Origin of the sequence: Vibrio sp. 10N.222.49.A3 (assembly GCF_041475145.1) — a bacterium.
Taxonomy (GTDB): domain Bacteria; phylum Pseudomonadota; class Gammaproteobacteria; order Enterobacterales; family Vibrionaceae; genus Vibrio; species Vibrio tasmaniensis_A.
In genome coordinates, this window is sequence record NZ_JBFRVM010000043.1 from 43,273 (window position 1) to 66,303 (window position 23,031).

Consider the following 23,031-nt stretch of genomic DNA (forward strand, 5'->3'; position numbering starts at 1 on the left):
ACCTCGAATGTCATCACTTCATCAGAAATTATGTTGTAACTAATCTGTAAATACAGAGCACTGTCAGAAAACCAAAGCCGGACAATAAGCAGACAAGTAAGTATTTGAGAATACACTAATTTAGGGGTTCATGAATTGATTGAAAAATGGCGAAACCATGTTGTTTAGGATTAGTACAAGTAGTAAACTCCCACTTTAAATGCAGCTTGTTTTTGAGAAACTAAACGCACAAAAAGTTAGGACAACTTTATAAAGTAACTACTCTCAAACATCAGCCATAGATACATCTATCATAAACGGGTACAAGTCACATAAAAATAATTAGATAAACTTAGGCGGTTCACTACATGGAATTAATGTCGTCTTTAGGTTCACTGTTGGCTAGCAGCCTGCCTATCGAAAAAAAACAACACGCACTGGTTGAACTCGTACTCCACACTTATCAACCACAACAGCGCACAGCTCTTTTCAAAACCGTGACAGAATATCGTCGAAACCAATTAGAATTGCTTTTCCCTGAACATCAAGCAAAAAGCGACTCAGTAATGTTTGAAGTGATGGACTACCGCGATCTGATTCAGCGCTATCCAAATACCTTATCCACAGAGGTTGCTCTCTTAGAGGAAGCTGTAGGGCAATGCTATATACATTGGTTGGACTTTTGGTGTGAATGTGAAATTTCCGCAATCAAAGCAAAATTACCATTAAGCACCCATGCCCTTTATCCTATGGATCTACCCATTAAAGATAGTGCTTACTATGGTGTGATCATTGACCAAATAGAAAATAGTCAACTCATAGTACAAACGCCAACTCGCCCTCAAGGACTACCAATCAGCGATGCTATTGCTTTAAGCAACCTTGAGGTTTTTATTAAAGGTGAGAAGTGGTATGAGATGCTACCTTTACTCCACTTATCACAAACAGGTAAGCACTTTATTCTACTCAAACACCCAACAGATGAAGCCTTTCCAACCCTAGTCTCTTCAGCCCTAATTCAAGATTGGTCAAAATATGAAACTTGGCTAAGCTACGCCCCCCCTTTCTGTAACGACAAATGGAAGTACAGTTTATCCAGACGTGGCTATGAAGGACTTGCAGAGCTACATATTTTTACTCCGCCGGCCCTATCAAAGTGTGACTCTATTCCAGAGTTCGATAATAAGTTCCAATTACAATTAGCCGAAATACAAGCTGTATGTGAAATTCTACGCCTAACCGTGAGTGGAAATATTCAACAAAAAGTCTACTTCCTTTATCTTGCTCAAAAAGAGATGCTCAACTTGTTACATCAAGCGGGCTATAAAATTGGTTTCACCATTATAGATCAACCTTTGATACTCGATTTTTACAAGGCTATCGAACCACAAGCATACTTGCCGCTAGGGTCTTGTGACTTGAACGAAACGAACTTACTGACTTACCGCGGGTTATGGAATATTGAACTGATGTTGAAGGCATTCAATCATGTCAACTTTCGAGACTATAGACGGTGCCTCCGTGAAAATAAAAATACAGCGTGGCAAATAATATGAAGACGTTTGATCTTGGGCTAGAGGCGATATTCTATGCTAAAGCCATCACTCTGCTTGCAACGGTCGCTGTTGTTGTAATGTGGCTGTTCTACTATTGCTATCGCCTTAAACAAAAGAACGAAGCGATAGTGGGGACACACCATGTACCTTACATCACATATTCCATCTGTATTATTACGTGGATCAGCAGTAATGCCTACTTCCACACTGGCTTGTTGCCAGGACTTGGCACCACAGCAGCCATATTCGCAGCAAAGTTGGCCAACCTCAGCTCTTTCCTTGCTTTTGCCTTTGCGTATTACTTCTCGTGTCAGCTCGCAGCCGAAAACCGCAGTGGTAAAATCCATAGGTGGCAACAAACTATTCTCGCGAGCATGACGGGCTACTCTTTCTATATCAATTTGACCCCAGGGTTAACGGTAGAAGATGTCACCATTACGGCTCCAAGCCAATTCGTGATCGAGTTTGGCCCGCATACACCCTACTTTTTCATTGGGGTTATCAGCTTGATTGCCCTTACACTGACTAATCTAGTGACCATGCGTGCCAATAGCAGCAAACTAACATTAGCCAAAACCAACTACATGATTACAGGTATCTTGGTATTCATGCTATCTACAGCAACGATTCACATTGGCGTTGCCTATTTCCTACGTGATTTCTCGCTCACCTGGCTCCCCCCAGCGTTGTCGCTCAGTGAGATGTTGTTTGTAGGCTATGCTCTGCTGACCTCTCGCTTCTACAGTTTTAAATACCTTACATACATAAGCCTTAATGTGCTGCTGGTGTGTGCAATTTTAGTGATACCTTTTTGTACGGTATTTATTCCCCTAACCGACGGTAACCAATGGCTATTAGCGATACCCATCTGCGCGATTATCGGCATTACATGGAGTCCAATCTACAAACGTGTAAGTCCTTACTCCTCATTGCTTGTCTATAGAAACAAAAAGACACCGGTACAACAGATACTCGCATTAGAAGAAGGCTTTAAGTTGTCGATTGACGATGCCATGCGTCGTTTAGGTCGCCAACTGCAAATCCCAGAAGATAAGCTTCGACTAGTTAACAGTAATTACAACGAAACCTTCTACGAAGATTACCTATCTAGCAAAGAGTCCGTTCTAGTGTTCGATGAGCTTTCTGAAGAGCTAGATGATACTGCGCTCGCTAAACGGTCGCTAAAAGCTCTTTATGACAAGATGAGTTCGAACAACACCGCGTTGGTAATGCCACTATTCGGACACAAAAAATCAGTCACACACTTGCTAGTATCATCGCACAAAAGCAACAATCGTATGTTCTCTAATGAAGAAATCTCTGCACTGCAAACCTTGTTAACGCGTGTACAAAGCACCATCGAAGCCGATAGACGAATTCGCCAAAGTCGTGCTCTTGCTAACTCGATCGCTCATGAGATGCGTAACCCACTCGCTCAAGTGCAACTGCATTTTGAGGTGTTAAAGCAGCACATTGATAATCAAGCACCAACTCAACAAATCTTGACTGACATTGAGAATGGCCAAGCAGCGATTCAACGCGGGCGGCAACTGATTGATATCATCTTACGAGAAGTCAGTGACAGCTCGCCTGAGCATGGACCAATCACCATGACATCTATCCACAAGGCCGCGGACCAAGCCGTCAGCCACTATGGCTTTGAGAACGAGAAGATCATTGAGCGAATTCGTTTACCACAACACGCTGATTTTGTGGCAAAACTAAATGAAACTCTATTCAACTTCGTCATTTTCAATCTGATACGCAATGCAATCTATTACTTTGATTCTTACCCAGACAGCCAAATTGAGATCAGCACCAAAACAGGATCTTACGAGAACGTTCTCACATTTCGTGATACCGGCCCCGGCATTGACGAAGCCATTGTTCATAAGGTCTTTGATGACTTTTTCTCTTTCCAAAAAAGCGGTGGTAGCGGCTTAGGACTGGGTTATTGCCAACGAGTGATGCGCTCATTTGGTGGCAGAGTGGAATGCCATTCCAAACTTGGTGAATTTACTGAGTTTCACCTCTACTTCCCTATTGTACCCAATGCTCCAAAAGCGGAGACGCTGCGTACGCCTTATTTCAACGGTTGGAAACACAACCAATCGACGGAAGATAAAGCCGAAGCTGATGTAAAACCAGAGAGCCAAACTCCAAGCGGTGATATAGAACCTGAACCGGCAAGTACGCTAACAGAAAGTAAGCAAACAGAACGCACGCAAGCAGAAAATCAACCAGCATCAAGCCATCTTGCACCGACGGTACTTATTGTTGATGACAAAGAAGTGCAACGCACGCTTGTTCAGATGTACCTGAGCCGACTTGGCGTAAATAGCTTGCAAGCTAAAAACGGGGAAAATGCTGTCGAGCTGTTCAGATCACACAAAGTTGATTTGATCTTAATGGACGTACAAATGCCGATAATGAATGGCTTTGACGCAAGCCAGATCATCAAGGCGCGCTCACCTCAAACACCAATTATTGCTTTGTCTGGTGAATCAGGACAACGAGAGCTAGACATGATCAGAAAACTGATGGACGGTCGCCTAGAGAAGCCAACCTCTTTGAACGCACTGCAACACCTACTGGACAACTGGCTAGAGAAAGGCTGGGCGCCAAACGCTTCTAAAGAAACAGAAAATGAATAGCTGACTACGGTTAAGTGAATCAATGAAAAAAAACGATTAGAACTCACTGATGGTTGGCCTCAATCATCGCTGTTTCGATCAAATCCAGTAACCACTTGTATTTGGCAGAATGTTGGTTTTTCTTATGAAGATAGGCAAATACCTCCATTTTCTCTGCATCTTCTTCTAATCCTTCAATCACAATCGAGCGCAATACTCCCTTGTGCTGTTCGATCACCGGAGGCATGCAGGGTGCGATCATGTTGGAATGCTTAATCGTTTCTATTAACCCAACAACTGACGTCGTTCGAAGCGCCATATTAATCGATTTACCTTGGCTTAAAACTTCTTCTTCCAATCGCGAGTGTTTGTTTTGATCGAAGTAAGCAAGGTCAACATGCGCAAATGGAAAGGACAACAAATCATCGATCTGTGCTACATCCTCTTTAAAAGGATGGTCGACTCTTACTGCCAATACAAATTTTAGGGTCACGAGAGGCACAGCAATGATCTCGGCGGGCAGGTTTTCAGCTTCAAAGTGAATAACAAAATCAATCTCGTCACTCTTAAGTCTTTCCAGTGAATCTTGGGAGCTAGTATGACTAATCAACCTCGAAAGTGGACTTTCATCTGAGAGTTGATGAAACAGAGAGGGTGTTAACCAAGGCAAAAGGTGCGGGTTCGCCTCTATCTTAAAATCTTCGCTTAGTTCGGCAGGAGTAAACTGTTTACCCTCTTCTATCGCCGTGACCAACCCGTCCAATAGTGGAAAGACACGTCGATACAGTTCATCAGAATAAGGCGTCGGGAGAAACTGCTTATTGGACAAAACAAATAGCTCTTCACCTAACGATTCCTTAAGCTTTTTGACGCTTTGGCTTACCGCTGGTGTCGAGACAAACAGCTTTTCAGCTGCTTTGCGCAAGCTTTTTCCTGATATACCACCACAAACACTTTCAATAAGTTCAAATCGACATTATTCAGTTTCATACCCAAACCATAAACCAATACTTAACGAATGGTTAAGTTTATATGAATTAACTTAACGATGTCCACTTTGTATAGTTACCTCACCTTCACGCAGTACACGGATGTTGTGAGATAAATTTATGAGGCATCTATGTTATTACAACGTTCAATCCTTTCTCTAACTCCTTTGTTTCTGGCAAGTGTCACTTTCGCGGAAGAAGCCGAAATTCAAGATATGTCAGATCCGTTAGCCGTCTATACACAAGGTGGCTTCGGTTACACAGACAAAGGCTTAAACCTGAAAATCGGGCAAACCTATGACACCGGTAGCGATACGACCATGGGTATGAATGTCTTCGAAGTCAAAGGCATCGCTGGTGAAGCCATTGGTTGGAATAACCGAGGCGCAGATGACAGTATCGATTCGATTCGTTTCAGAAACTTCGGCGTAGACTTAACCAATGGTCGAGGCACACAAGTCGATATGTCTTGGGATTTCGATAGTAATCAAGGTAGTGCGTCATACAGCTTTATACAGGCTCTTCCACAAATGGGCATGTTTAACTTCTATCCGCTTGCGGGTGTTGGTGTTGCTGCAGGTGAGGAGTTGGTTGAAGGCTCTGGAGGCAACCTCGACGCGGATCAACTTCGTGATCGCTACAACATGCACGGCACTTTCTACGTGGCGGGTATGTACGCAAAAATGCAACTTACCGACAAGATTTGGTTGAACTATAACCCTATGTATTTAGGCACGATGTCTGGTTCATCAACGTTCAAAGATTATGGATTCGAGGGCAGTGATTCTGTACTCGCACATGAGTTTGCTGCGAGCTACCAGATTAACCCAAGGGCGAACGTTCGTTATTTTGCAAATTGGACAGAAAACACCAGTATCGAAGACGGTGATCACCGCATCGAATTTAACTATCAGTTTTAAGCAGTCACTTTCTGCTTGGATGAGCTCTTTCAGTTTGAACCAATGATTTCTGTTCGACGAGCCATTCCCGTTTTGACGAATAATTTTGAGTTTTGAGGACACATTATGAATATGATATCTAAAGCCTTTGTTGGTAGTTTCACTTGCCCATTACGCTCAGCTGCCATGCTAGTTTCTGTAAGAGCCTTGTTTTCAGCCACAACGATAGCAGGCAGCGGTGATGCGACAGAAACGATCCAAACGCGTGCAGGTGACTTTACTTTCGAAACCGACTTTCTTCATGGCATTCCAACACAAGAAAGCTCTGCAAAACTGTTTGAACTGATGGACTATCAACGCGCGTCACAAGCTTACATTTGGTCCGTGCCTTTGGTGTCAAACTACGCATGGAAACAAGCCTATGCCGACATGGGGGCAGAGGATGGTCAAATTACTTATGTTGAGTCTCATGAATCTAAGCTAGGAGGTTTAACTTACAATACCTCTACGCCTTACGCGATTACTTGGTTTAACGTAGAGAAAGAGCCCGTTGTTATAGAAATTCCCACAAATGAACTGCGTGGCGCGGTACACACCATGTGGCAAATCGGTATTTCTCAGATGACTGAGCCGGGCGTCTACGTGGTAAAAGCGAAAGGTTCTGAAACGCCGAGTAACCTGCCAAAAGGCGCAAAAGTATTTGAGTCTGATACCAATAATGTTTTCTTGGGTGTTCGCTTAATGGCTAAGTCAGATCAGCAACGTATGAAAGACTTAGAAGCATTAAAAATTACTGACCTTAACGGCAAGCCGCTCAGTAGCAAAGGCGTGAACTTCCCTGAACGTGGTGACGATGCTAAGCACCCACGTGGTATGGCATTTTGGGAGACCTTGAATGAAGCGATCCAAGCCGAACCTGTAGCAGAGCGCGACCGCATGATGCACGACATGTTACGCCCACTAGGTATTGAAAAAGGCAAAGCATTTACTCCATCAGCTCAGCAGCGTGACATCTTAGAACAAGCTGTAATCATGGGTGAAGCTATGGTTAAAAACATCGATTTCAACAAGACTGAACGTCTACCACACGCGGCTTATGGCAAAGAAGGGAATTCGTGGGAAATCGCAACGGCTTCAACACCAAACCAAGACCGTCACTATGGTATGGACCTCGATGGACGTGCAGCTTGGTTTTATGAAGCCGTCACTAACGACATTGCAATGCATGGATTTGAGAACGGCGGTTGGGGACAGATCTACCTAGACAACTACCGTGACGACAATGGCAAAGGGCTAAATGGCAGTAACCACTATACTTTGACGCTAGATGGAGATGTAAATTTCGCCGATTTATTCTGGACCATCACTGTTTATAACGTTGAGAACCGCGCCATTATCGACAACGACATTGAGCGTGCCGATGTGGGCTCAAACATCGAAGGAACGGTCAAAGACGCACAAGGCAATTACACTTTCCACTTCTCGCCAACTAAGCCAACAGGTGTGAACGAAGCTAACTGGGTGCAAACCCGAGAAGACGAAAACTGGTTTGTTTACTTCCGTGCATACTCACCAAGTAAAGCGTTTGTAGCGCAGCAGCCAGAAACCTTGTTGCCTAACTTCAAGCGTGTGGACTAACCGTTAAGTCTATGTACTAACGATAAAGTTCACTGCGGCCTACGATAAAAGAGGAGCCTCAGCGCTCCTCTTTTTAATCCTGCTACCTTTCTAGCCTTCAAAGGCGCTGCGAAATAAACTCAACTAGTTGTTTTTCTGATTCTTGAAACAATTCCATGATTTAAAAGAGTAAAAGGGTTATACATAATAATGTGTTATCTAAATTACTGAAATTATCATGACGCTCAAAGAGATCCTTAACATTCCCAATGTCCGCTACTTCTTAATGTTTAGAAGCAGCTACTTTGCGCGTTTTTACTACCCTATATTCACCCTACTTTATTTAGATTACGGGTTAACCCTGTCTCAATTCGCGATGCTCAATGTAGTTTGGGCGGCCACCATTGTGCTTGCTGAAGTACCGTCGGGTGCATTCGCCGATACCTTAGGCCGCAAGAAACTGGTGGTGCTGTCTTCGATTGTGATGTTTGTTGAGATCGCCATGATAGCGCTAGTACCAACCGGAAACCCCGACTTGGTATTCATAGTCTTTCTAATTAACCGGATTCTCAGTGGCTTAGCGATGGCACTGGCCAGCGGTGCTGACGAGGCATTGGCTTACGACACCTTAAAAGAACAAGGCAATGAAGAGTTGTGGCCGCGAGTGCTGCAAATTCAGCTTCGTGTCGCCTCAACCGTCGGTATCTTTGTCACACTAATTGGTGCGGCGATGTACGACGTGAATTTTATGACGAACATCTTTCATTTCCTTGGACTAGCCGAACCAGAAAGCACTAAAGATCTGATGCGTATTCCTGTGTTCGCCACCCTATTTGTAGCGATGATCGCTATCTATGCCGCGATTAATATGCGCGAAGAGAAAAAGGTGATGCCAAGCGACCAAACCAAATTGGCAACCACCATCTCAAGTCTTAAATTGACGATCGATGCGGGTAAGTGGGTATTTGCTACGCCTTACGTGCTGTTCATCTTGCTCTACTACAGCCTATTCGAACACACCTCACGCATGTTCCTAACCATGAACAGCCAATACTATCTGGCCATTGATATTCCAATTATCTACTTTGGTTTTATTGGTGCGGGTATCAGCTTGCTTAAGATTATATTGGCAGGACAAAGCCGAAGATTGGCAGAGAGTATGGAGGCTAAAACCTTCATTGTAGTTATGGGATTGGCAAGCATGGCGACTTATTACTGGATCAGTTTAGGTTGGTCGATTTACGGAGTCATTCCGGCACTGGTATTAATCTTTATCATCATGACGATGAACATTTTCATCAGCTACCACCTGAATAAAAAGACCGAATCACACAACAGAGCCACGGTTCTCAGCTTTAAAGGGCTGATGTTTAACCTCGGATACGGCCTGATCGGTATCTTGTACGCTTACTACTATAAGTTGGTGTCTCAGGGCTACACCGAACAAGAGATAGAACAGAACCTTGCCTTCTTGGCCTCACTGTCTTCGTTTTTCTATTACTTCACCTTACTGTTCATTTCGATAAGCGCACTGTTCTATTTCAAGAACCGAAAAGAGCCCATTTTTTGAGGCGGCTAGCTATATTGTGTTGAAGTTCAATGAGCTGCCCCTTCAAAGGTTAACTCGCACAAAGTTTTGATTTACCCAAATAGACTATCGCCTGAAAATAGACGCTCAATAAACAAACAAGCCCCTTCTTCTATTGGTTAAATTTGTTAATATAATCATAATTTTATATAACACACGGAAGCGTCATGTCATTTAGTTGGATAGCCTTTACTCTTCTCGCAGCCTTCAGCCAATCTTGGCGCAATGCCTTTCAAAGCAAGTTAAGTGGCACCATGAGTGTTGCTGGTGTGACGCTGGCGCGTTTTATCTGGGCAGGCCCAATCGCCTTAATTTATCTGTGCGCCCTCTATCAATGGAAGCCAGTATCCACACCTGATTTTTCGGGTGAGTTTGTTTTCTACATTATTGCAGCAGCCATTATGCAGATCCTCGCGACGGGTTTAATGGTGATGTTATTTAAGCTCGAAAACTATGCGATAGGAGCAGGCTTAGCCAAGTGTGAAGCCCCCGTATCTGCTGTGTTATCCGTATTGTTTTTTGGTACTGCTTTGACACTAACAGGTTGGGTCGGCGTGCTTATTGGCACGTTAGGCGTACTAATCATGAGTAGTTCTTCTGGTTGGCGAAGCTTGTCTCCGAAAGTATTTTTGTTAGGTATGGCGTGTAGTACCGCTTTTGCTTTAACGTCTCTTTGGGTACGTGAAGCAAGCTTGAGCATAGGGCTGCCCTTCCCTCACAGCGCTGCTTGGGTGCTGTTTCTGGTGATAACTCTTCAGACATGCATTATCTGTACGTATCTCTTTTTCAGAGAGCGAGACACGCTGCGCCAGATATTCAAGAAATCTAAACTGGTCATCATGACAAGCTTAGCGAGTGTTATCGGTTCCCTGGGTTGGTTTAGCGCGATGTCGCTTCAAGCCGTGCCGTACGTAAAGACGCTTGGGCAAGTCGAAGTGATCTTCATGGTGTTAATATCCTACTTCTGGTTAGGGCAAAGCATCGCGCGCAAAGACATTCTTGCGCTCATTTTGCTTTCTATCGCAGCGGTCTTGGTGATGTGGCAGTAAGTTGAACGTCGTCATGCTTGGGCGTTAGCAAATAAGAACGGGCAAATCATGCCAAGCAAAACATTCATCCACCGTATAATTTTTACGGTGGCATAAAATGATAAGAACGACCTCCAGATAATTTTTATAGTGCACGTATCAGCTATTAGTAATTCCCTCTTACCCAATAGGATACAGCCCAATGAAAACACTCGCTCAAATCGCACTAGCAACAATCATTTTTACAACCTCAATGATGGCATTCGCTGAACCTGTGACTACAAACCAAGCCCAGTCAGAAACGGCAACCATAACAGTGAAACATGAAGCAATGACCGTGACGCTAACAGATAAGCATTTTACGTCTGCAGAAGAAACTGAAGCTACTCCCCCTCAGAAGTTAACGCAAAGCCAAAAAACAGACTCAGCGCCACAGCCAACAATATAATGGCCGTGTCAAAACAGTGGATCGCATCAAACTAACACTTAGAGATCTGTCATCATCAAGCAGTGGCGAGTTGGTTAATATGACTAGGACAAATTGAAGTCATATTGCGACCGTTTGTTTTCGCTTGATATAACGCTTTGTCGGCTCGGCTAATAAACCCATTCCAACTCTCATGCGGGTGAAGCTGAGCAACACCAAAACTCGATGTCAGAAACATCTCATGTTCTTGTACTGCTGATACCTCTGAAATAGACAATCGTAACTTGCAGGCAATAACCTGAGCTTGTTGGAAATCGACATTAGGCAATAAAATCATTATCTCGTCTCCGCCAAAACGAAACGCACTGGCTTTAGGCGATGTTTTTATCGCACTTTGAACCATTTCAGCAAAAGACTTGATCACGAGGTCACCTACAATGTGTCCGTGTTGGTCATTGATCGACTTAAAATTATCAATATCCATCATAATGGCACTGACAGGCGCAGTTTCCGCCTGCTTCATGATAACTGGAACCATCTCATCTAATGCTCTGCGGTTTCCCAGTACCGTTAGAGGATCGCTGTAGGAGAGCTCGTGAATAGAACTAAGCAACCTTGCGTTAATCAGCCAAAGCATTGTAAAGCTCATCGACACAATAAGAACGATGCTCACTAAAAAGGCAAGTTGATGAATGAGAGTGGCCGCCATGAAATCCTGGAGCTCAGCGGAAAATAGTGTCACCACAACTCGAAAAACCATAAACCCGCCATATATCGTAAATGACAAGACCATCATCCGAATACCTAGAGTCAAGTCATCACGCCGGCCCTTTAATACCGCAAAGGCAGTGCAAAGAGTCACAAAAGCCAGATATAAACTAATGAGGATAATTCGAGCCTTTATGGAAGGCTCATAGAACGTGAAGTAAATAAAACATGGCAAAAGAGCCAACATCATTAGACTACTGAGGTAGGTGCATTTGAGAGAGTATTTTCGAAACAGACATAAGCTATACAAGGCGAGATGAAAACCAAGCGCAATGACCATATTGGCACCAATAACGGTGATCCAATCAGGGAACTCCCCTCTTAGGCTCAACATCAACGGCCCAGTTCCGATAACAAATATTGAAATGGAAAAGATTGAAAGCCCTTTAATTGGCTGTTGAGTGAATTGAAATAACAATAAGCCAATACAGTAAATGAAAGAGAACAAAATAATAATAAAATTAAGTGTTCTCATATCCAGCGAAAAACCATCCATGATTTTCTATCTTCCATACGCAAACCAAATCACAACATGGTTAATAATCATACAAACCAAAGAAACATTCACTATATGAATCTTTGTATTTTATAAAATAAGGGATAGATCACATATGCAGAGATTCTTGTCGCATGAGTACATGATCTGGATAGGCATGTAAAACTCGTCCACACATGGCTTCATAGCATCACGGAATCTACAGGCTTCTGCACTCGTTACTTGGTTGAATGGCGACTGTCTGGCATTATGCGCCCAAGAAATCTCTAGGGGCTGTTGACCTTTCGAGCTGGGTTTTGCAGCATCTTGTGGGAAATTTATACAAGGAAGAGGCTTTGACGTGTAGCTGGCCTACATGAAAAGCCGATAACGCAGTAGAAATGAACCACAAGAGCTGCCCGAAGGGTTCAGCTAAAATCGTTTTATGCTTTGTTGAAGAATATTTGCTTAGAATGACTAGGCTACATACTCTTCGCCGCGCCTAAAACGATTTTGACTAGGCGTCCCCATCCGAACAAAACTTAACCACGGAAAGGTCAACAGCCCCTAGTTATTACACAGCAAAGAATGAACGAAGGTAGTCAGTGGTAGAAAACAGCCAACAATTAAGTGACCGTTACGACGAACATGGTTACTTTGTTATCAGAAATTATTTCGATGAAGCTCAAATTGCATCGCTTAGAAAAGTCGTGCTGAAATTCCATGAATCATGGAAAGCAGACAACGAAGAATTCTATAAAGAAGAAGCATTTAACTCGTCTTTAATTACGGGAAGCGAATATTTGCTCGCCGACGATAGAAGCGTGCTTTTCGACTTCATCAGCTCGAAGCAAGTGATGGACGTGGTTGATGCGGTGATTCCAAACAAACCAGCATTCATGAATACACAGCTATTCTTCAACCCGGTAAATCCGCAACAAAAAGACTTCTGGCATCGTGACTGTCAATACGACTACGACGTTGATGACCAAATGAAAGTCATCATGGAAACCCAAGTATTGCATCTGCGAGCCCCCCTTTTTGATGAGCCCGGTATGGAGCTTATCCCCGGCACGCACAAACGTTGGGATAACGAAGAAGAGTACAATGTTCGCCAAGAAGAAAACGGCAAAGTGAGCAGCGATGACATCTCTGGTGGTAAGCAGATACCATTAGCCGCCGGTGACTTATTGGTTTTTTCAGCGGATATGATCCACCGAGGCCGATATGGCTTGGATCGTTTGGCTTTGGATATTTTGATCTTCGATTCGGCGGCAGACTATGTCGACTACGTTGATGACGATTGTTTACCGACTCCAGCCATGCTGAGCAATATTACCGACCCAAGATTGTTTATGAACACGCTACACTTAAAATCGATGCTTTGCTCGTAAACGATGAAAACAGTTACATCAAAAGTCACATGACTTGAAAACAATAACAAATATGTTCACATTTATTTCATAGCGCTCGCAATAAGATAGCTTCATATTCAATATTCGAGATAAGCAATATGAAAAAATTAATTACTAGCATGTCACTACTTACAGCATTTGTTTCGGGTGCTGCTTTAGCCGAAGTGAATGGTGAAGATTTTAACGAATTCCCTAAACAAGATGCTGCGCACTGCTTTGGTTGGGCTGCAGGCTTAGATAAAGACCAAGATTACGCTAAGTTTATTGTCGAGCTATCGAAAGATCGCACAGTGAGTGTCAAAGAAGATCCTTATATAATGGAAGAGTTCGGCACTGCAATGGGTTATTCAGAAGCGATGTTAGAACTTGCTGGGAAAGAAGCTGCGGATGCTAAATATAAACTAGTCTGCGATCCAATCAAACAAAGCTATGGCTTTTGATCGCGGGGTTTCACCGCTACGTCAAAGACTTGATGCAAAGGCTCCACATGGAGCCTTTAAAGTGTACTGACTCAGTCAGGCATTCCGAATAGTAAAACTTATTTATGAGCCTTCGCGATTTTCATTCCATGTATCCAGAACAAATTTTAATTGAACCAGGCAACAACTCGTTCTTTCAAGCTCGCATTCTTTCTCCAAATCCAATACAAGCCTTCCTCTAGCTCTTCAACGCTCATACGACTTGGCTGATAAACCGGATGGCTACCATCGTACTTGGACCAATCTTTAGTAAGAAGTCGTCCTTCTCGCTCTAGCTGACTAAAAGACTCCGAACCGGGAAACGGAATCATGTAGTGCGGGATCACCTTATCAACCTTGATATCTTCGACGAACTTCTGCGTTTGTTTGAAGATAGAAGTGTCATGTTCATCAAAACCGAACAAAAAATCTCCCCATACTTCAATACCATGAGATCTTATCTCAGCGATGTACTCTTTCATTTTAGATGGTTTCACAAAGCCTTTTTTCTGAGCCTTTAAAGCCTCTTCAGATGGCGTTTCTATGCCTAATAATACAGCTTTGAACCCTGACTTCACCGCAGCACTAAGCAATTCGGTGTCACGAGCAATCAAGACTGTCGTTTCCCCATAGAAGCTCATGTTAAGCGGCTCAATGGCCTTAAATAGTGCCAAAGCATATTCACGGTCATGAGTGAGATTGTCGGAGTGTAACTCAACCCACTCAATACCTAATGTCTTGAGATCCGCTAACTCGCTGACGATATTTTCGATTGGCCTTTTCTGGAATTTATCAAAGAACCTTGGCACTAAACAGAAGTTACATTTAAATGGGCAACCTCTTGTCACAACTACTGACCATGTATAATTGTACGCTTCAGGATTGATGATATTTGTTGGGTATGGATTGAGCATACTGAGATCGACAGGCTCGGAGCTTTCATAAATAGGCTGTAGCGAACCAAACTCTGCGTCACGGAGTAACTGAACCCAGTAGTTCTCAACTTCTCCCATCGCCAAACAATCCGCATATACTGCCGCTTCTGAAGGGTTAAACTGAGTATGTAACCCCCCGAGTATGACTGTTTTGCCTTTTTTCTTATATTTAGAAGCTAGCTCGTAAGCCCGATAAGCATCTGGAGTCGACATAAATATCACCACCAAATCAGCATCATTATAAAGGTCGGCTTTTGCACCTATGGTCTCATCAACCATATCTAACTTGTACCACTTTGGTGTCGCAGCAGCGGCGGCAAAGATGTTTTGTGGAGGTCCCCCCGTAGAGGCTTTGTATTTTGAGTAATCGCTGCCAGCAGACGCTTTAATTAAATAGATTTTCATAACGTTTCCTAATTATTCACTTTTGCTTAGCTACAAAGAACTAAAAAACTCAAAGACTCTATTGTCCATATAGAAATATACCCCTCCCATCACAAACCAACTGATGATGATTAAGGTAAACAAAACTGGATGTTCTTTTAGCTCAATACGTTCAACAAAGAAGGCTTCTTTTGCGCGAAGATTTTCCCATCCCCAAAACCAACAAAATAGCCCCCAAATCAGAAGTAGATGAAACTTAAGAGCAAACAAGGCCATGGTCAGAGCCAGCAATGTTTTCCACTTAGACATTACTTCAGGCACGTTCATCTTTCTTAACTCCTAGTTATTAAACTAGGAATCATTGTAAATAGGTGTTGGTCAACTTTTGGTTAACTAATTTCAGTTTGAACAATCGATTGCCAACAACATCGATGTTGAGCAATATTAGCGACCCAAGATTGTTTATGAACACGCTACAATTAAAATCGATGCAACACTCATAACCCATAAAGGTGCCCGAACCATGACTGACACTAAGCAAAATACCCGAATTAGCCAGTTTCGTTTCGGTCAGCCAAAAGAATCTCTCAAGTTAGAACATGTCGCTTTAGGGGCACTAGACAAAGATAAAGTTCGCGTACAAATTGAAGCGACTAACATCAACCCTAGTGATCTGTTGTCGATTTATGGTGTTGGGCAGTACAAACACAGCCACCAGCCGCCGAGAGTGCCGGGATTTGAAGCAGTAGGAAGGGTTGTAGAGTCCAGCCATGCTGAGTTTGCAACGAATCAGCGAGTGCTCGTAGCAACCAGTGGAACATGGCAGAACTATGTCGATGTATCACCAGATGACTTGTTCCAAATTCCTCAGCACCTAGAAAATGGCTACGCCTGTCAGTTGTACATTAATGCGCTCACTGCATGGGTGTTGACGACAGAAGTAGCTAAGCTGACCCAAGAAGATGTATTGATCATCAACGCGGGCAGCTCAGCCATCGGTAAGATATTCTCTCAATTATCAGAATCACTCGGCTTCAAAATCATTGTCGTTACATCACAACCGAAACAATACCCGACCATTTCAAGTTGGGTGTTAGATGCAAATGATGATTTAGTTTCTCAAATTAAGGCGTTAGGCTTGCCTATGCCGACCGTTGCCTTTGATGCGATTGGTGGCTCACCCGGAACCGATCTTATTCACACCCTTAGCAACAATGGGCGTTTTATCAACTATGGCACGCTGTCACTGGATTTTTACGAGCCACGTTTTTTTGAGCACGCGAAAAGCCAAAGCATCGATTTCAGCACCTTCTTCTTACGTTATTGGGAAGAGGCTGAAGGCAAAGATGTGCGCCGTGATAAATTCACAACCATGCTAGATCACTTCATCACAAACGACATACAGCTCGACGTCGACCGCTACCTGCCATTCGATGAAGTTCAAACCGCAATTGATCTCATTGAATCGAAAACCACGCGCTTGAACGGCAAGATCATCTTGCTGCCTGCGTAGTTTGGTGGAATTGAGCACACTATTTACGCCAAACAAGATACAGAACGAATAACCCGCCAAGAGCTGCTGTCACAATACCTACTGGCAGTTCTTGTGGCGCTAATATGGTTCGGCTAATCACATCCCCAAACAGTAAAAGTACCGCGCCCCACAAGGCAACCAAAGGCAGAGCTCGCTTGTGAGTGACACCTGAAAATGGTCGTACTAAGTGGGGAACCATCAACCCAATAAAACCGACCACTCCGGTCATCGATACAATCGACGCTGTGCAAAACGCACAACAGAGAAAAATCTCGCTTTGTAGGCGGTGTACGTTGATCCCCAGTGAGCTTGTCGTCTGTTCACTCACTAACAAAGTATCAAGCTCTCGGTAACGTTTGAAAATTAACGCGATAAGACACAACACGCCCGCCAAGGCAAAAATCAAATTATCCCAACGCGCGAGCCCTAAGCCTCCCATCGTCCAGAACAAAATCGAACTCGCCGCTCTCTGGTCGCCTGAATAAATCAAAAAACTCGTGATGGCTCCGAATAGAAATGAGATCGCCAAACCACACAAGATCAAGTTGTCATTGCCCTTTTTCTTCTGCATCGAAAACAGAATCAGAACGGCCGTCGCCGAAACAATACCACCCGAGAATGCAGCCAGTGGCAGTGACCAAACACCCAGAGCATCTCCCACTTTGGTGATCACCAACACCGCACCAGCAGACGCGCCAGATGACAAGCCAAACAGAAACGGATCCGCCAGATCATTTCGTGTCGAGGTTTGAAGCAACGCCCCAACCATCGCCAGCCCTGCACCCGCGATAACCGCTAACAATGCTCTAGGTAACCTTAGATCGATCAGTATTCGACTGGTCATATCCGGCGTTGGATCAGTGAAAGAGCTCAGCCCTACAATCACTTCCTTAAAAGACAAAGGGACTGAGCCAAATTGTAAACTCATCATGAAGGCGAGCAGCATGGCAATGATACCTGTTAGCCATGCTGCCCGATATTTATCAAATAAAATCAACGGACTACTACTCTTATCAATAACAAGATTTCATATAACAACCTTCCCGATCACTCAGAAACGAACGCCTCTGCAAGTTTCTCAATGGCATCGATATTGGCAGGCCCAGGGGTGAGTTGCTCATAACGCAGTTTGACATAACGACCAGAAGTGAGTGCATTGGTGTATTTCATTAACGGATGGGCTTCGAGGAAACGTTGCAACGAATCGGCACCACTCGCCGATTGGTAATCAAGAAGGATAATCACATCTGGGTTTTCACGAGCGACATTCTCCCAAGATGTTCTTGCCCAGCTTGCTTCCATGTTGCCAGTGATATTTTGGCCACCAGCAGCTTCAATCATTGCGTTTGGCATTCCGTACTTACCGGCGGTGAAAGGCTTATCTTCACCCGAATCAAACAAGAACACTTTTGGACTCGGCTTACCTGATGCTTTCTGCTTTTCTGCTACTTTTTCAACTCTCTCTTTCCAGCTGCTTACCAAAGCCTCGGCTTCTGCTTGCTTGTCGAAAATAACGCCTAGCTTTTGCATGTCGCCATAAAGCAGATCCATTGTCGCGCCTTCCTTTTGACTCTGGGTATGAATACAGCTTTCAGAAAGTACCAAGGTATCAATCCCGTATGGCTTCAGTGTTTGAGGCGTCACTTCACCGCCCACTTTCATTCCATAATTCCAGCCAGCGAAAAAGAAGTCAGCATCAGCAGCAATCAATGTTTCTAATGAAGGATACTTAGGTGCGAGCTCAGGAATATCACCTAAACGTTCTTCAAACGAACTCGACATCTTGTACCACCCAGTAATGCCCGTAACGCCCACCATCTCCTTTTGAAGACCAAGAGCAAACGCCATCTCGGTCATATTGATGTCGTGTACAACCACACGCGAGGGCCGCTTTTCAATGGTCAGTGGGCTCCCACAGTTATCAACCGTCACTGGGTATTGAGTGCTTGTCGCATGCGCAAAAGAGAAAGGTAAAAGAAACAAAAGACTGGAAATTACAGGCCACTTCATTGGGCTGCTCCTATTAAAGAGTGATTAGAGAGAGTTAAGTGAGTTGAGTAAGTTGATGCAGCTTCAAAATGATGGATGGTGCTGCATAGATTAGGATGATTGAACGTGAGAACGCGCAATCCAAAAACAGGGATCATGTATCGGTCTTGCATCACCGTCTCTGGGGCTGAGAACGCCACCATCTTTTGGTGTGACATCAACAAGACTTTGTCGGCGAATGGCGCTACCAAAGGTAAATCATGCAGCACCACAACAGATGCAATGCCGCGCTGTTTAATTAGGCTCAGAAGTTCAAGGCGAGCGAGAGGATCAAGGTGGTTTGTGGGTTCATCTAAGAGTAAAAGCCTCGGCTCTTGTGCAAAGGCGCGAGCAATACTTGCACGTTGCTGTTCACCACCGGATAGCTCACCAAAGCACCGCTGGCTTTTGTGAATCAGCCCAACATCTTGCATCGCCTGCTGAACCGCTCGTTTGTGCTCTTTGGCGCTACAACAAAACGTATGGGGAGTACGGCCTAAGCCAACATACTCAGCAACACTCAAACGAGGATCAACATGCTCATGTTGAGTAACCACCGCGACTTGCTTGGCTATCTGCTTCCGCTCAAGGCTTCCAAGTGCAATGCCAGACAACATCAACTCACCCGCGACGGTTTTGTATTCGCCTGTAATGCCTTTCAGCAAACTGGACTTTCCACTTCCATTAGGCCCAATGATGGCAACGCATTCACCGTCGTTCACATCAAATGTCACGTCGGAGACGGCTCTCCAGTTAGCCAAGCCATTAGCGCAGAGCCCGCGCACAGACAATACAGGTTTATTCAATTTCCCACCGAACATCCAAAAATAGCATTTATTGTTACGTTATAACATAACAATAAATTAAAGGCATGGTTAATAATAGAAATATTAAGACCGCGCTAAGAAGTAATGGGAATGGCGGGATATCCAATCACCTTGAATAAAGACAGTCGTGTTTAAGAAAAGTGATTCGCTTAGAAAGTTGGATTACAGAAATCGAGGATTGAAACGAGAGCGAAACGAGAGCGAAACGAGAGCGAAACGAGAGCGAAGAAGGCTAACTCATAGCTGGACAAAACCTTGCCAGTGCTTTTGCTAAATTAGAAAACCATCAATAACTAGGGGTATGTCAAATCTACTTGTGAAGAGCTAGTGCGATGAGTAGCATCGCACTAGCAAAAGTATTGGTTTAGGTGCACTAAGTTACGTTACGTTACGTTACGTTACGTTAAATTGCAGCCTTGAGACCTATTGGGTCACAATAAAGATGCTCAATTTCACCAGTCGTAACTAAAGTGGAAAATTGATCTGCTGTTAAAAACTGAACCCCTTGCAACTCAGCTTTTTCAATTTTTTGGGGACCTGCGCTAATCCCGCCGACTAAAAAGTCCAGTTTTTTCGTCACAGACTTTACGACATTAAAATTATGCTGTGATGCCAGTTCGATTAAGCTTTCCTTTTCAGAAACTCCAAAACCTGTAAAACAAACTTGTAGACGCTCGTCCTTAACTTTTTTAGCTCTAAGCGAGTAAATCAGTGCCCATGCATCAGAATCTGATAATTGCTCAACTTCTTTTTGAGTTAAATCTGTTTTAGATAGCAATATCATTGTTGGTTTTTTACTAGCCATTTAATTACCTATTTTTTTCGTTCTACTACTTACTGGTTGACCTATGGGTGTATATGGAACCGTATCAGGAATTGTTTTGAGTTTAAGTTCAGCTACATAATCAGAATCAGTAAGGTAGTTTACACCTAATACCTCACATCCCTCGACAGACTCACCAATCCTAGGAACCACATCTAACTCAATATCATTCTCATTACTCAATGTACTAATTACTTTAAACTTCATAGACACAACTCCCTTTTAATCAAAAAATGGCTTAACGAAAAGCACTAAATCGATATCATAACAGAGATTTAAAGTTCGAGTTTTTAGCTAAAAATCTGGTGGTTATTATTCCTATTATGTTCAATCGCGCACCTACAACGAAGAACGGCTCCCTATTGGGAGCCGATTTTGTATCTAAATCTGGGTTCGCACTAAGTGTCGTTATGGTAAATCGACCACCTACGCACAACGGGGGTTAGGAAATTCTATCTCTGGCTTGAAGTTCTAAAACGATCATTCCTATTTTTTCTAAATACTCACTCATTGCATTTTCTCCACCACAATAGGCTAAATACTCCCCCACAAATTGATGGCCAAATAATTCCAACTTATCATTTTCCATGACTTTAAATTCTTCATGTATTTTAACATTGTTAAGATTTAGCCCCTGATGCTTTAAAACTTTTAAAGCATCATTGTAATCATGCGAACTAAGGCAGGCTGAAAGTAATAAGGGGCTATATTCACTGCACTCTAAATGCTTCAGGTGTGAACCTTCATTTCTAAATTTTGTATTCATTTTTGTTCCTCATGAAATCATTCTTAAAAATAGGTTCGTAATAAGTGGCGTTAAATCATGCAGTTTAAAGGCCTATAGTCGAAGACGTCATTCTATCCATTCTTCATATTTTTCAATTAGTAATTTATAGTTCTTTTTTTGCACAATTGTACTGTTCTTCAGGGTAAAGAGTCTGAGGATACTGTTGGTCTGAAAACTCAATCTTTCTTGCGCTTTCACCTAAGCAAACACTTCGAACAAATCGAACGCATGAATAGAAAACAGATTCGGCATATAAGCGTAGCATTTCATCTCCTGAATTCATTCGTAAGAAATCACGAGCGTAGGTATACATTTCCACAATTTCACATGTAGAGCATGGAAGCTCATCTCGATAATCTATCGTTGCATGTTGTAATCGACGATCAAGCAAACGAATAGCATCATCGTTATATTTTGATAAAATTTCCATCTAGCAGCCCTAAAGTTCGGATAAATGAATTGACACCATAACAGAAATTTAAAGTTCTCGTTTTTACTCAAAATGTTTGGTGTTTATTATTCCTATTATGTAAAACAGGCGAGTTAGCTACCAAAAATACGCCTCGGAGCCCCTCAAACGCTCTTAGCGAAAATTTGGGACACTTGATCAAGGCGATATGCTTCCATAACGCCTTGTAAGTTTGTGACGCTTTAAGAGTGGTTTGTAGAGCAAAATTCATTGAGTTTCTTTGAACTAAGAACTGCACTCTGATACCCATTTTTAGTTCTTTATGAGTTTGGGTTTCAGATTAGCTCTGTTAGGTCAAAAAATAATCGACTGTGATTGTGGACTTTTTAGCGAAACCAATAATGGGGCAAAAGCAAGCTAGAGGACAAGCACTAACCTCCCCACTTTCTTAAATAAAACGTTTAATAAGTTGAGCTATGATTTTTTGCTCATAAACGTGGTCACGAACCATCTGACGAAAAACCCAAAAGCCTCCTAGGTGACTCTAAGCTCCCACTAACACCTGTATTCCTCCTCACACTGATCTATTTCCCTCTTTTCGAAGTACAAGTTATTAATAATTCGATATAAATCGCTCTATTGTTTGAAATTGTTGTCTACAGTTTTATAGAGGTTGCCATTGCGGTAGTTCAACAGAAACGACACGTTTAGATTGTCATTTTTGGTTATGTTTTTGGTTCTAAGGAGAAGAAATGGAAAGCCCAATTGTCACACTCACACATGCCAGCAAAAGCTTTGTTGATGGCAACGATACCCATCACGTGTTGGACAATGTCGACTTCGCTTTGGCGACAGGGGCAAGCGTGGCTTTGACTGGGGCGAGTGGCAGTGGGAAAAGTACTCTGCTGAATATCATTGCGGGGTTTGAACCTCTATCCGGTGGCGAACTATCTGGTGGAGAATTGTGGCTCGATGGCGAGAACACATCAGATTGGAAAGATCCACAGTGGAGCCGATTCCGCCATCAAAAACTAGGCGTTATCTTTCAACAGTTCAACTTATTAACGCCACTCAACGTAAAACAAAACATCGCGTTTCCTCTCCATTTAAATCAACAGAAATGGAGCGACTGGTGCGATTATTTAGTTGATGCATTGGGCATCAGTGAGCTACTCGAAAGACACGTATCCGCACTCTCTGGCGGTCAGCAACAACGAGTCGCAATAGCGCGTGCGCTAGCCCATAAACCTAAGCTATTGCTTGCCGACGAACCCACAGGCAACCTCGACCACAAGGCAGGCATTGAGGTGATGAAGTTGCTGAGTGAAATCACCACACAAGGCAACACTGCCGTACTTTTGGTTACGCACAGCCCAGAATGCGCCAGCTTTATGCAGACAAAATTGGTGTTAGACGATGGTTGTTTAAGGAACGCAGATCTAACCCCAAGAGCAGCAACGTTGTGAGTCATT

The 23,031-nt window shown here is 43.3% G+C and carries 21 protein-coding genes and 1 pseudogene; 11 read left to right on the forward strand and 11 right to left on the reverse strand.

The window, feature by feature from the left end:
* The first annotated feature begins 347 nt into the window (after window positions 1-347).
* The gene (gene luxM / locus AB4589_RS09155) at window positions 348-1,535 is read left to right on the forward strand and encodes an acyl-homoserine-lactone synthase LuxM (RefSeq protein WP_372100199.1); all 1,188 of its coding nucleotides are present in this window, start codon (window positions 348-350) and stop codon (window positions 1,533-1,535) included.
* Window positions 1,532-4,189: a response regulator gene (locus AB4589_RS09160; RefSeq protein WP_372100200.1), complete on the forward strand. Its 2,658-nt coding sequence runs from the start codon at window positions 1,532-1,534 to the stop codon at window positions 4,187-4,189. The genes luxM and AB4589_RS09160 overlap by 4 nt, the downstream gene beginning before the upstream one ends.
* Window positions 4,190-4,232: 43 nt before the next feature.
* On the opposite strand, the pseudogene AB4589_RS09165 reads toward AB4589_RS09160, so the two are convergent.
* A pseudogene (locus AB4589_RS09165) lies at window positions 4,233-5,158 on the reverse strand (LysR family transcriptional regulator).
* Window positions 5,159-5,288: 130 nt separating this feature from the next.
* Between AB4589_RS09165 and AB4589_RS09170 the strand changes: the two are divergent.
* From AB4589_RS09170 to AB4589_RS09190, 5 genes are all read left to right on the forward strand, one after another.
* Window positions 5,289-6,077, forward strand: coding sequence for a hypothetical protein (locus tag AB4589_RS09170; protein ID WP_017088340.1), 789 nt, complete (start codon window positions 5,289-5,291; stop codon window positions 6,075-6,077).
* Between the two features lie 105 nt (window positions 6,078-6,182).
* Entirely contained in the window at window positions 6,183-7,694 is a 1,512-nt protein-coding gene (locus AB4589_RS09175) for a DUF1214 domain-containing protein (RefSeq protein WP_371709565.1), read from the forward strand.
* 217 nt (window positions 7,695-7,911) lie between these two features.
* On the forward strand, window positions 7,912-9,243 hold the full coding sequence (locus AB4589_RS09180) for an MFS transporter (protein WP_102451089.1): 1,332 nt from the start codon (window positions 7,912-7,914) through the stop codon (window positions 9,241-9,243).
* Window positions 9,244-9,428: 185 nt separating this feature from the next.
* Window positions 9,429-10,310, forward strand: coding sequence for a DMT family transporter (locus AB4589_RS09185; protein ID WP_017077345.1), 882 nt, complete (start codon window positions 9,429-9,431; stop codon window positions 10,308-10,310).
* Window positions 10,311-10,491: 181 nt separating this feature from the next.
* Window positions 10,492-10,737 (forward strand): hypothetical protein, encoded by a 246-nt coding sequence (locus AB4589_RS09190; protein WP_102489126.1) that lies wholly within the window; start codon window positions 10,492-10,494, stop codon window positions 10,735-10,737.
* Window positions 10,738-10,792: 55 nt separating this feature from the next.
* On the opposite strand, the gene AB4589_RS09195 is transcribed toward AB4589_RS09190, so the two are convergent.
* On the reverse strand, window positions 10,793-11,980 hold the full coding sequence (locus tag AB4589_RS09195) for a GGDEF domain-containing protein (protein ID WP_372100204.1): 1,188 nt from the start codon (window positions 11,978-11,980) through the stop codon (window positions 10,793-10,795).
* Between the two features lie 584 nt (window positions 11,981-12,564).
* On the opposite strand from AB4589_RS09195, the gene AB4589_RS09200 reads away from it, so the two are divergent.
* Both AB4589_RS09200 and AB4589_RS09205 read left to right on the forward strand, forming a co-directional pair.
* Entirely contained in the window at window positions 12,565-13,353 is a 789-nt protein-coding gene (locus tag AB4589_RS09200) for a phytanoyl-CoA dioxygenase family protein (RefSeq protein ID WP_372100206.1), read from the forward strand.
* A gap of 119 nt (window positions 13,354-13,472) precedes the next feature.
* On the forward strand, window positions 13,473-13,814 hold the full coding sequence (locus tag AB4589_RS09205) for a hypothetical protein (protein ID WP_371709567.1): 342 nt from the start codon (window positions 13,473-13,475) through the stop codon (window positions 13,812-13,814).
* A 146-nt stretch (window positions 13,815-13,960) separates the two neighbouring features.
* On the opposite strand, the gene AB4589_RS09210 is transcribed toward AB4589_RS09205, so the two are convergent.
* Window positions 13,961-15,172 (reverse strand): radical SAM protein, encoded by a 1,212-nt coding sequence (locus AB4589_RS09210; RefSeq protein WP_108152579.1) that lies wholly within the window; start codon window positions 15,170-15,172, stop codon window positions 13,961-13,963.
* Between the two features lie 30 nt (window positions 15,173-15,202).
* Window positions 15,203-15,478 carry a hypothetical protein gene (locus tag AB4589_RS09215; protein ID WP_009845795.1) on the reverse strand — a complete coding sequence of 92 codons (276 nt, stop codon included), beginning with the start codon at window positions 15,476-15,478 and terminating at the stop codon, window positions 15,203-15,205.
* Window positions 15,479-15,674: 196 nt separating this feature from the next.
* Between AB4589_RS09215 and AB4589_RS09220 the strand changes: the two genes are divergently transcribed.
* A complete protein-coding gene (locus tag AB4589_RS09220; protein WP_372100208.1) occupies window positions 15,675-16,664 on the forward strand; it encodes a zinc-dependent alcohol dehydrogenase family protein in 990 nt (329 codons plus the stop codon).
* A 19-nt stretch (window positions 16,665-16,683) separates the two neighbouring features.
* Here the strand turns inward: AB4589_RS09220 and AB4589_RS09225 are convergent, their stop codons facing one another.
* The 7 genes from AB4589_RS09225 to AB4589_RS09255 form a co-directional block, all read right to left on the reverse strand.
* Window positions 16,684-17,631 (reverse strand): iron ABC transporter permease, encoded by a 948-nt coding sequence (locus AB4589_RS09225; protein WP_017081412.1) that lies wholly within the window; start codon window positions 17,629-17,631, stop codon window positions 16,684-16,686.
* A gap of 101 nt (window positions 17,632-17,732) precedes the next feature.
* Window positions 17,733-18,695 carry an ABC transporter substrate-binding protein gene (locus AB4589_RS09230; protein ID WP_371709569.1) on the reverse strand — a complete coding sequence of 321 codons (963 nt, stop codon included), beginning with the start codon at window positions 18,693-18,695 and terminating at the stop codon, window positions 17,733-17,735.
* Window positions 18,692-19,534, reverse strand: coding sequence for an ABC transporter ATP-binding protein (locus AB4589_RS09235; RefSeq protein ID WP_372100210.1), 843 nt, complete (start codon window positions 19,532-19,534; stop codon window positions 18,692-18,694). The genes AB4589_RS09230 and AB4589_RS09235 overlap by 4 nt, the downstream gene beginning before the upstream one ends.
* A 409-nt stretch (window positions 19,535-19,943) precedes the next feature.
* A complete protein-coding gene (locus AB4589_RS09240) occupies window positions 19,944-20,345 on the reverse strand; it encodes a BRCT domain-containing protein (protein ID WP_372100212.1) in 402 nt (133 codons plus the stop codon).
* Window positions 20,346-20,570, reverse strand: coding sequence for a hypothetical protein (locus AB4589_RS09245; RefSeq protein ID WP_102449815.1), 225 nt, complete (start codon window positions 20,568-20,570; stop codon window positions 20,346-20,348).
* A 235-nt stretch (window positions 20,571-20,805) separates the two neighbouring features.
* Complete coding sequence (locus tag AB4589_RS09250; protein ID WP_102449816.1) at window positions 20,806-21,129, reverse strand: hypothetical protein; 324 nt, start codon at window positions 21,127-21,129, stop codon at window positions 20,806-20,808.
* Between the two features lie 124 nt (window positions 21,130-21,253).
* Window positions 21,254-21,580, reverse strand: coding sequence for a hypothetical protein (locus tag AB4589_RS09255; RefSeq protein WP_372100215.1), 327 nt, complete (start codon window positions 21,578-21,580; stop codon window positions 21,254-21,256).
* A 731-nt stretch (window positions 21,581-22,311) separates the two neighbouring features.
* Between AB4589_RS09255 and AB4589_RS09260 the strand changes: the two genes are divergently transcribed.
* Entirely contained in the window at window positions 22,312-23,025 is a 714-nt protein-coding gene (locus AB4589_RS09260; RefSeq protein WP_372100217.1) for an ABC transporter ATP-binding protein, read from the forward strand.
* The last annotated feature ends 6 nt before the right edge of the window (window positions 23,026-23,031 follow it).

Coding starts and splice junctions, on each gene's coding strand:
- luxM (WP_372100199.1), top strand. CDS start 348: ATGGAATTAATGTCGTCTTTAGGTTCACTGTTGGCTAGCAGCCTGCCT.
- AB4589_RS09160 (WP_372100200.1), top strand. CDS start 1,532: ATGAAGACGTTTGATCTTGGGCTAGAGGCGATATTCTATGCTAAAGCC.
- AB4589_RS09170 (WP_017088340.1), top strand. CDS start 5,289: ATGTTATTACAACGTTCAATCCTTTCTCTAACTCCTTTGTTTCTGGCA.
- AB4589_RS09175 (WP_371709565.1), top strand. CDS start 6,183: ATGAATATGATATCTAAAGCCTTTGTTGGTAGTTTCACTTGCCCATTA.
- AB4589_RS09180 (WP_102451089.1), top strand. CDS start 7,912: ATGACGCTCAAAGAGATCCTTAACATTCCCAATGTCCGCTACTTCTTA.
- AB4589_RS09185 (WP_017077345.1), top strand. CDS start 9,429: ATGTCATTTAGTTGGATAGCCTTTACTCTTCTCGCAGCCTTCAGCCAA.
- AB4589_RS09190 (WP_102489126.1), top strand. CDS start 10,492: ATGAAAACACTCGCTCAAATCGCACTAGCAACAATCATTTTTACAACC.
- AB4589_RS09195 (WP_372100204.1), bottom strand. CDS start 11,980: ATGGATGGTTTTTCGCTGGATATGAGAACACTTAATTTTATTATTATT.
- AB4589_RS09205 (WP_371709567.1), top strand. CDS start 13,473: ATGAAAAAATTAATTACTAGCATGTCACTACTTACAGCATTTGTTTCG.
- AB4589_RS09210 (WP_108152579.1), bottom strand. CDS start 15,172: ATGAAAATCTATTTAATTAAAGCGTCTGCTGGCAGCGATTACTCAAAA.
- AB4589_RS09215 (WP_009845795.1), bottom strand. CDS start 15,478: ATGAACGTGCCTGAAGTAATGTCTAAGTGGAAAACATTGCTGGCTCTG.
- AB4589_RS09220 (WP_372100208.1), top strand. CDS start 15,675: ATGACTGACACTAAGCAAAATACCCGAATTAGCCAGTTTCGTTTCGGT.
- AB4589_RS09225 (WP_017081412.1), bottom strand. CDS start 17,631: ATGCTGCTCGCCTTCATGATGAGTTTACAATTTGGCTCAGTCCCTTTG.
- AB4589_RS09230 (WP_371709569.1), bottom strand. CDS start 18,695: ATGAAGTGGCCTGTAATTTCCAGTCTTTTGTTTCTTTTACCTTTCTCT.
- AB4589_RS09235 (WP_372100210.1), bottom strand. CDS start 19,534: ATGTTCGGTGGGAAATTGAATAAACCTGTATTGTCTGTGCGCGGGCTC.
- AB4589_RS09240 (WP_372100212.1), bottom strand. CDS start 20,345: ATGGCTAGTAAAAAACCAACAATGATATTGCTATCTAAAACAGATTTA.
- AB4589_RS09245 (WP_102449815.1), bottom strand. CDS start 20,570: ATGAAGTTTAAAGTAATTAGTACATTGAGTAATGAGAATGATATTGAG.
- AB4589_RS09250 (WP_102449816.1), bottom strand. CDS start 21,129: ATGAATACAAAATTTAGAAATGAAGGTTCACACCTGAAGCATTTAGAG.
- AB4589_RS09255 (WP_372100215.1), bottom strand. CDS start 21,580: ATGGAAATTTTATCAAAATATAACGATGATGCTATTCGTTTGCTTGAT.
- AB4589_RS09260 (WP_372100217.1), top strand. CDS start 22,312: ATGGAAAGCCCAATTGTCACACTCACACATGCCAGCAAAAGCTTTGTT.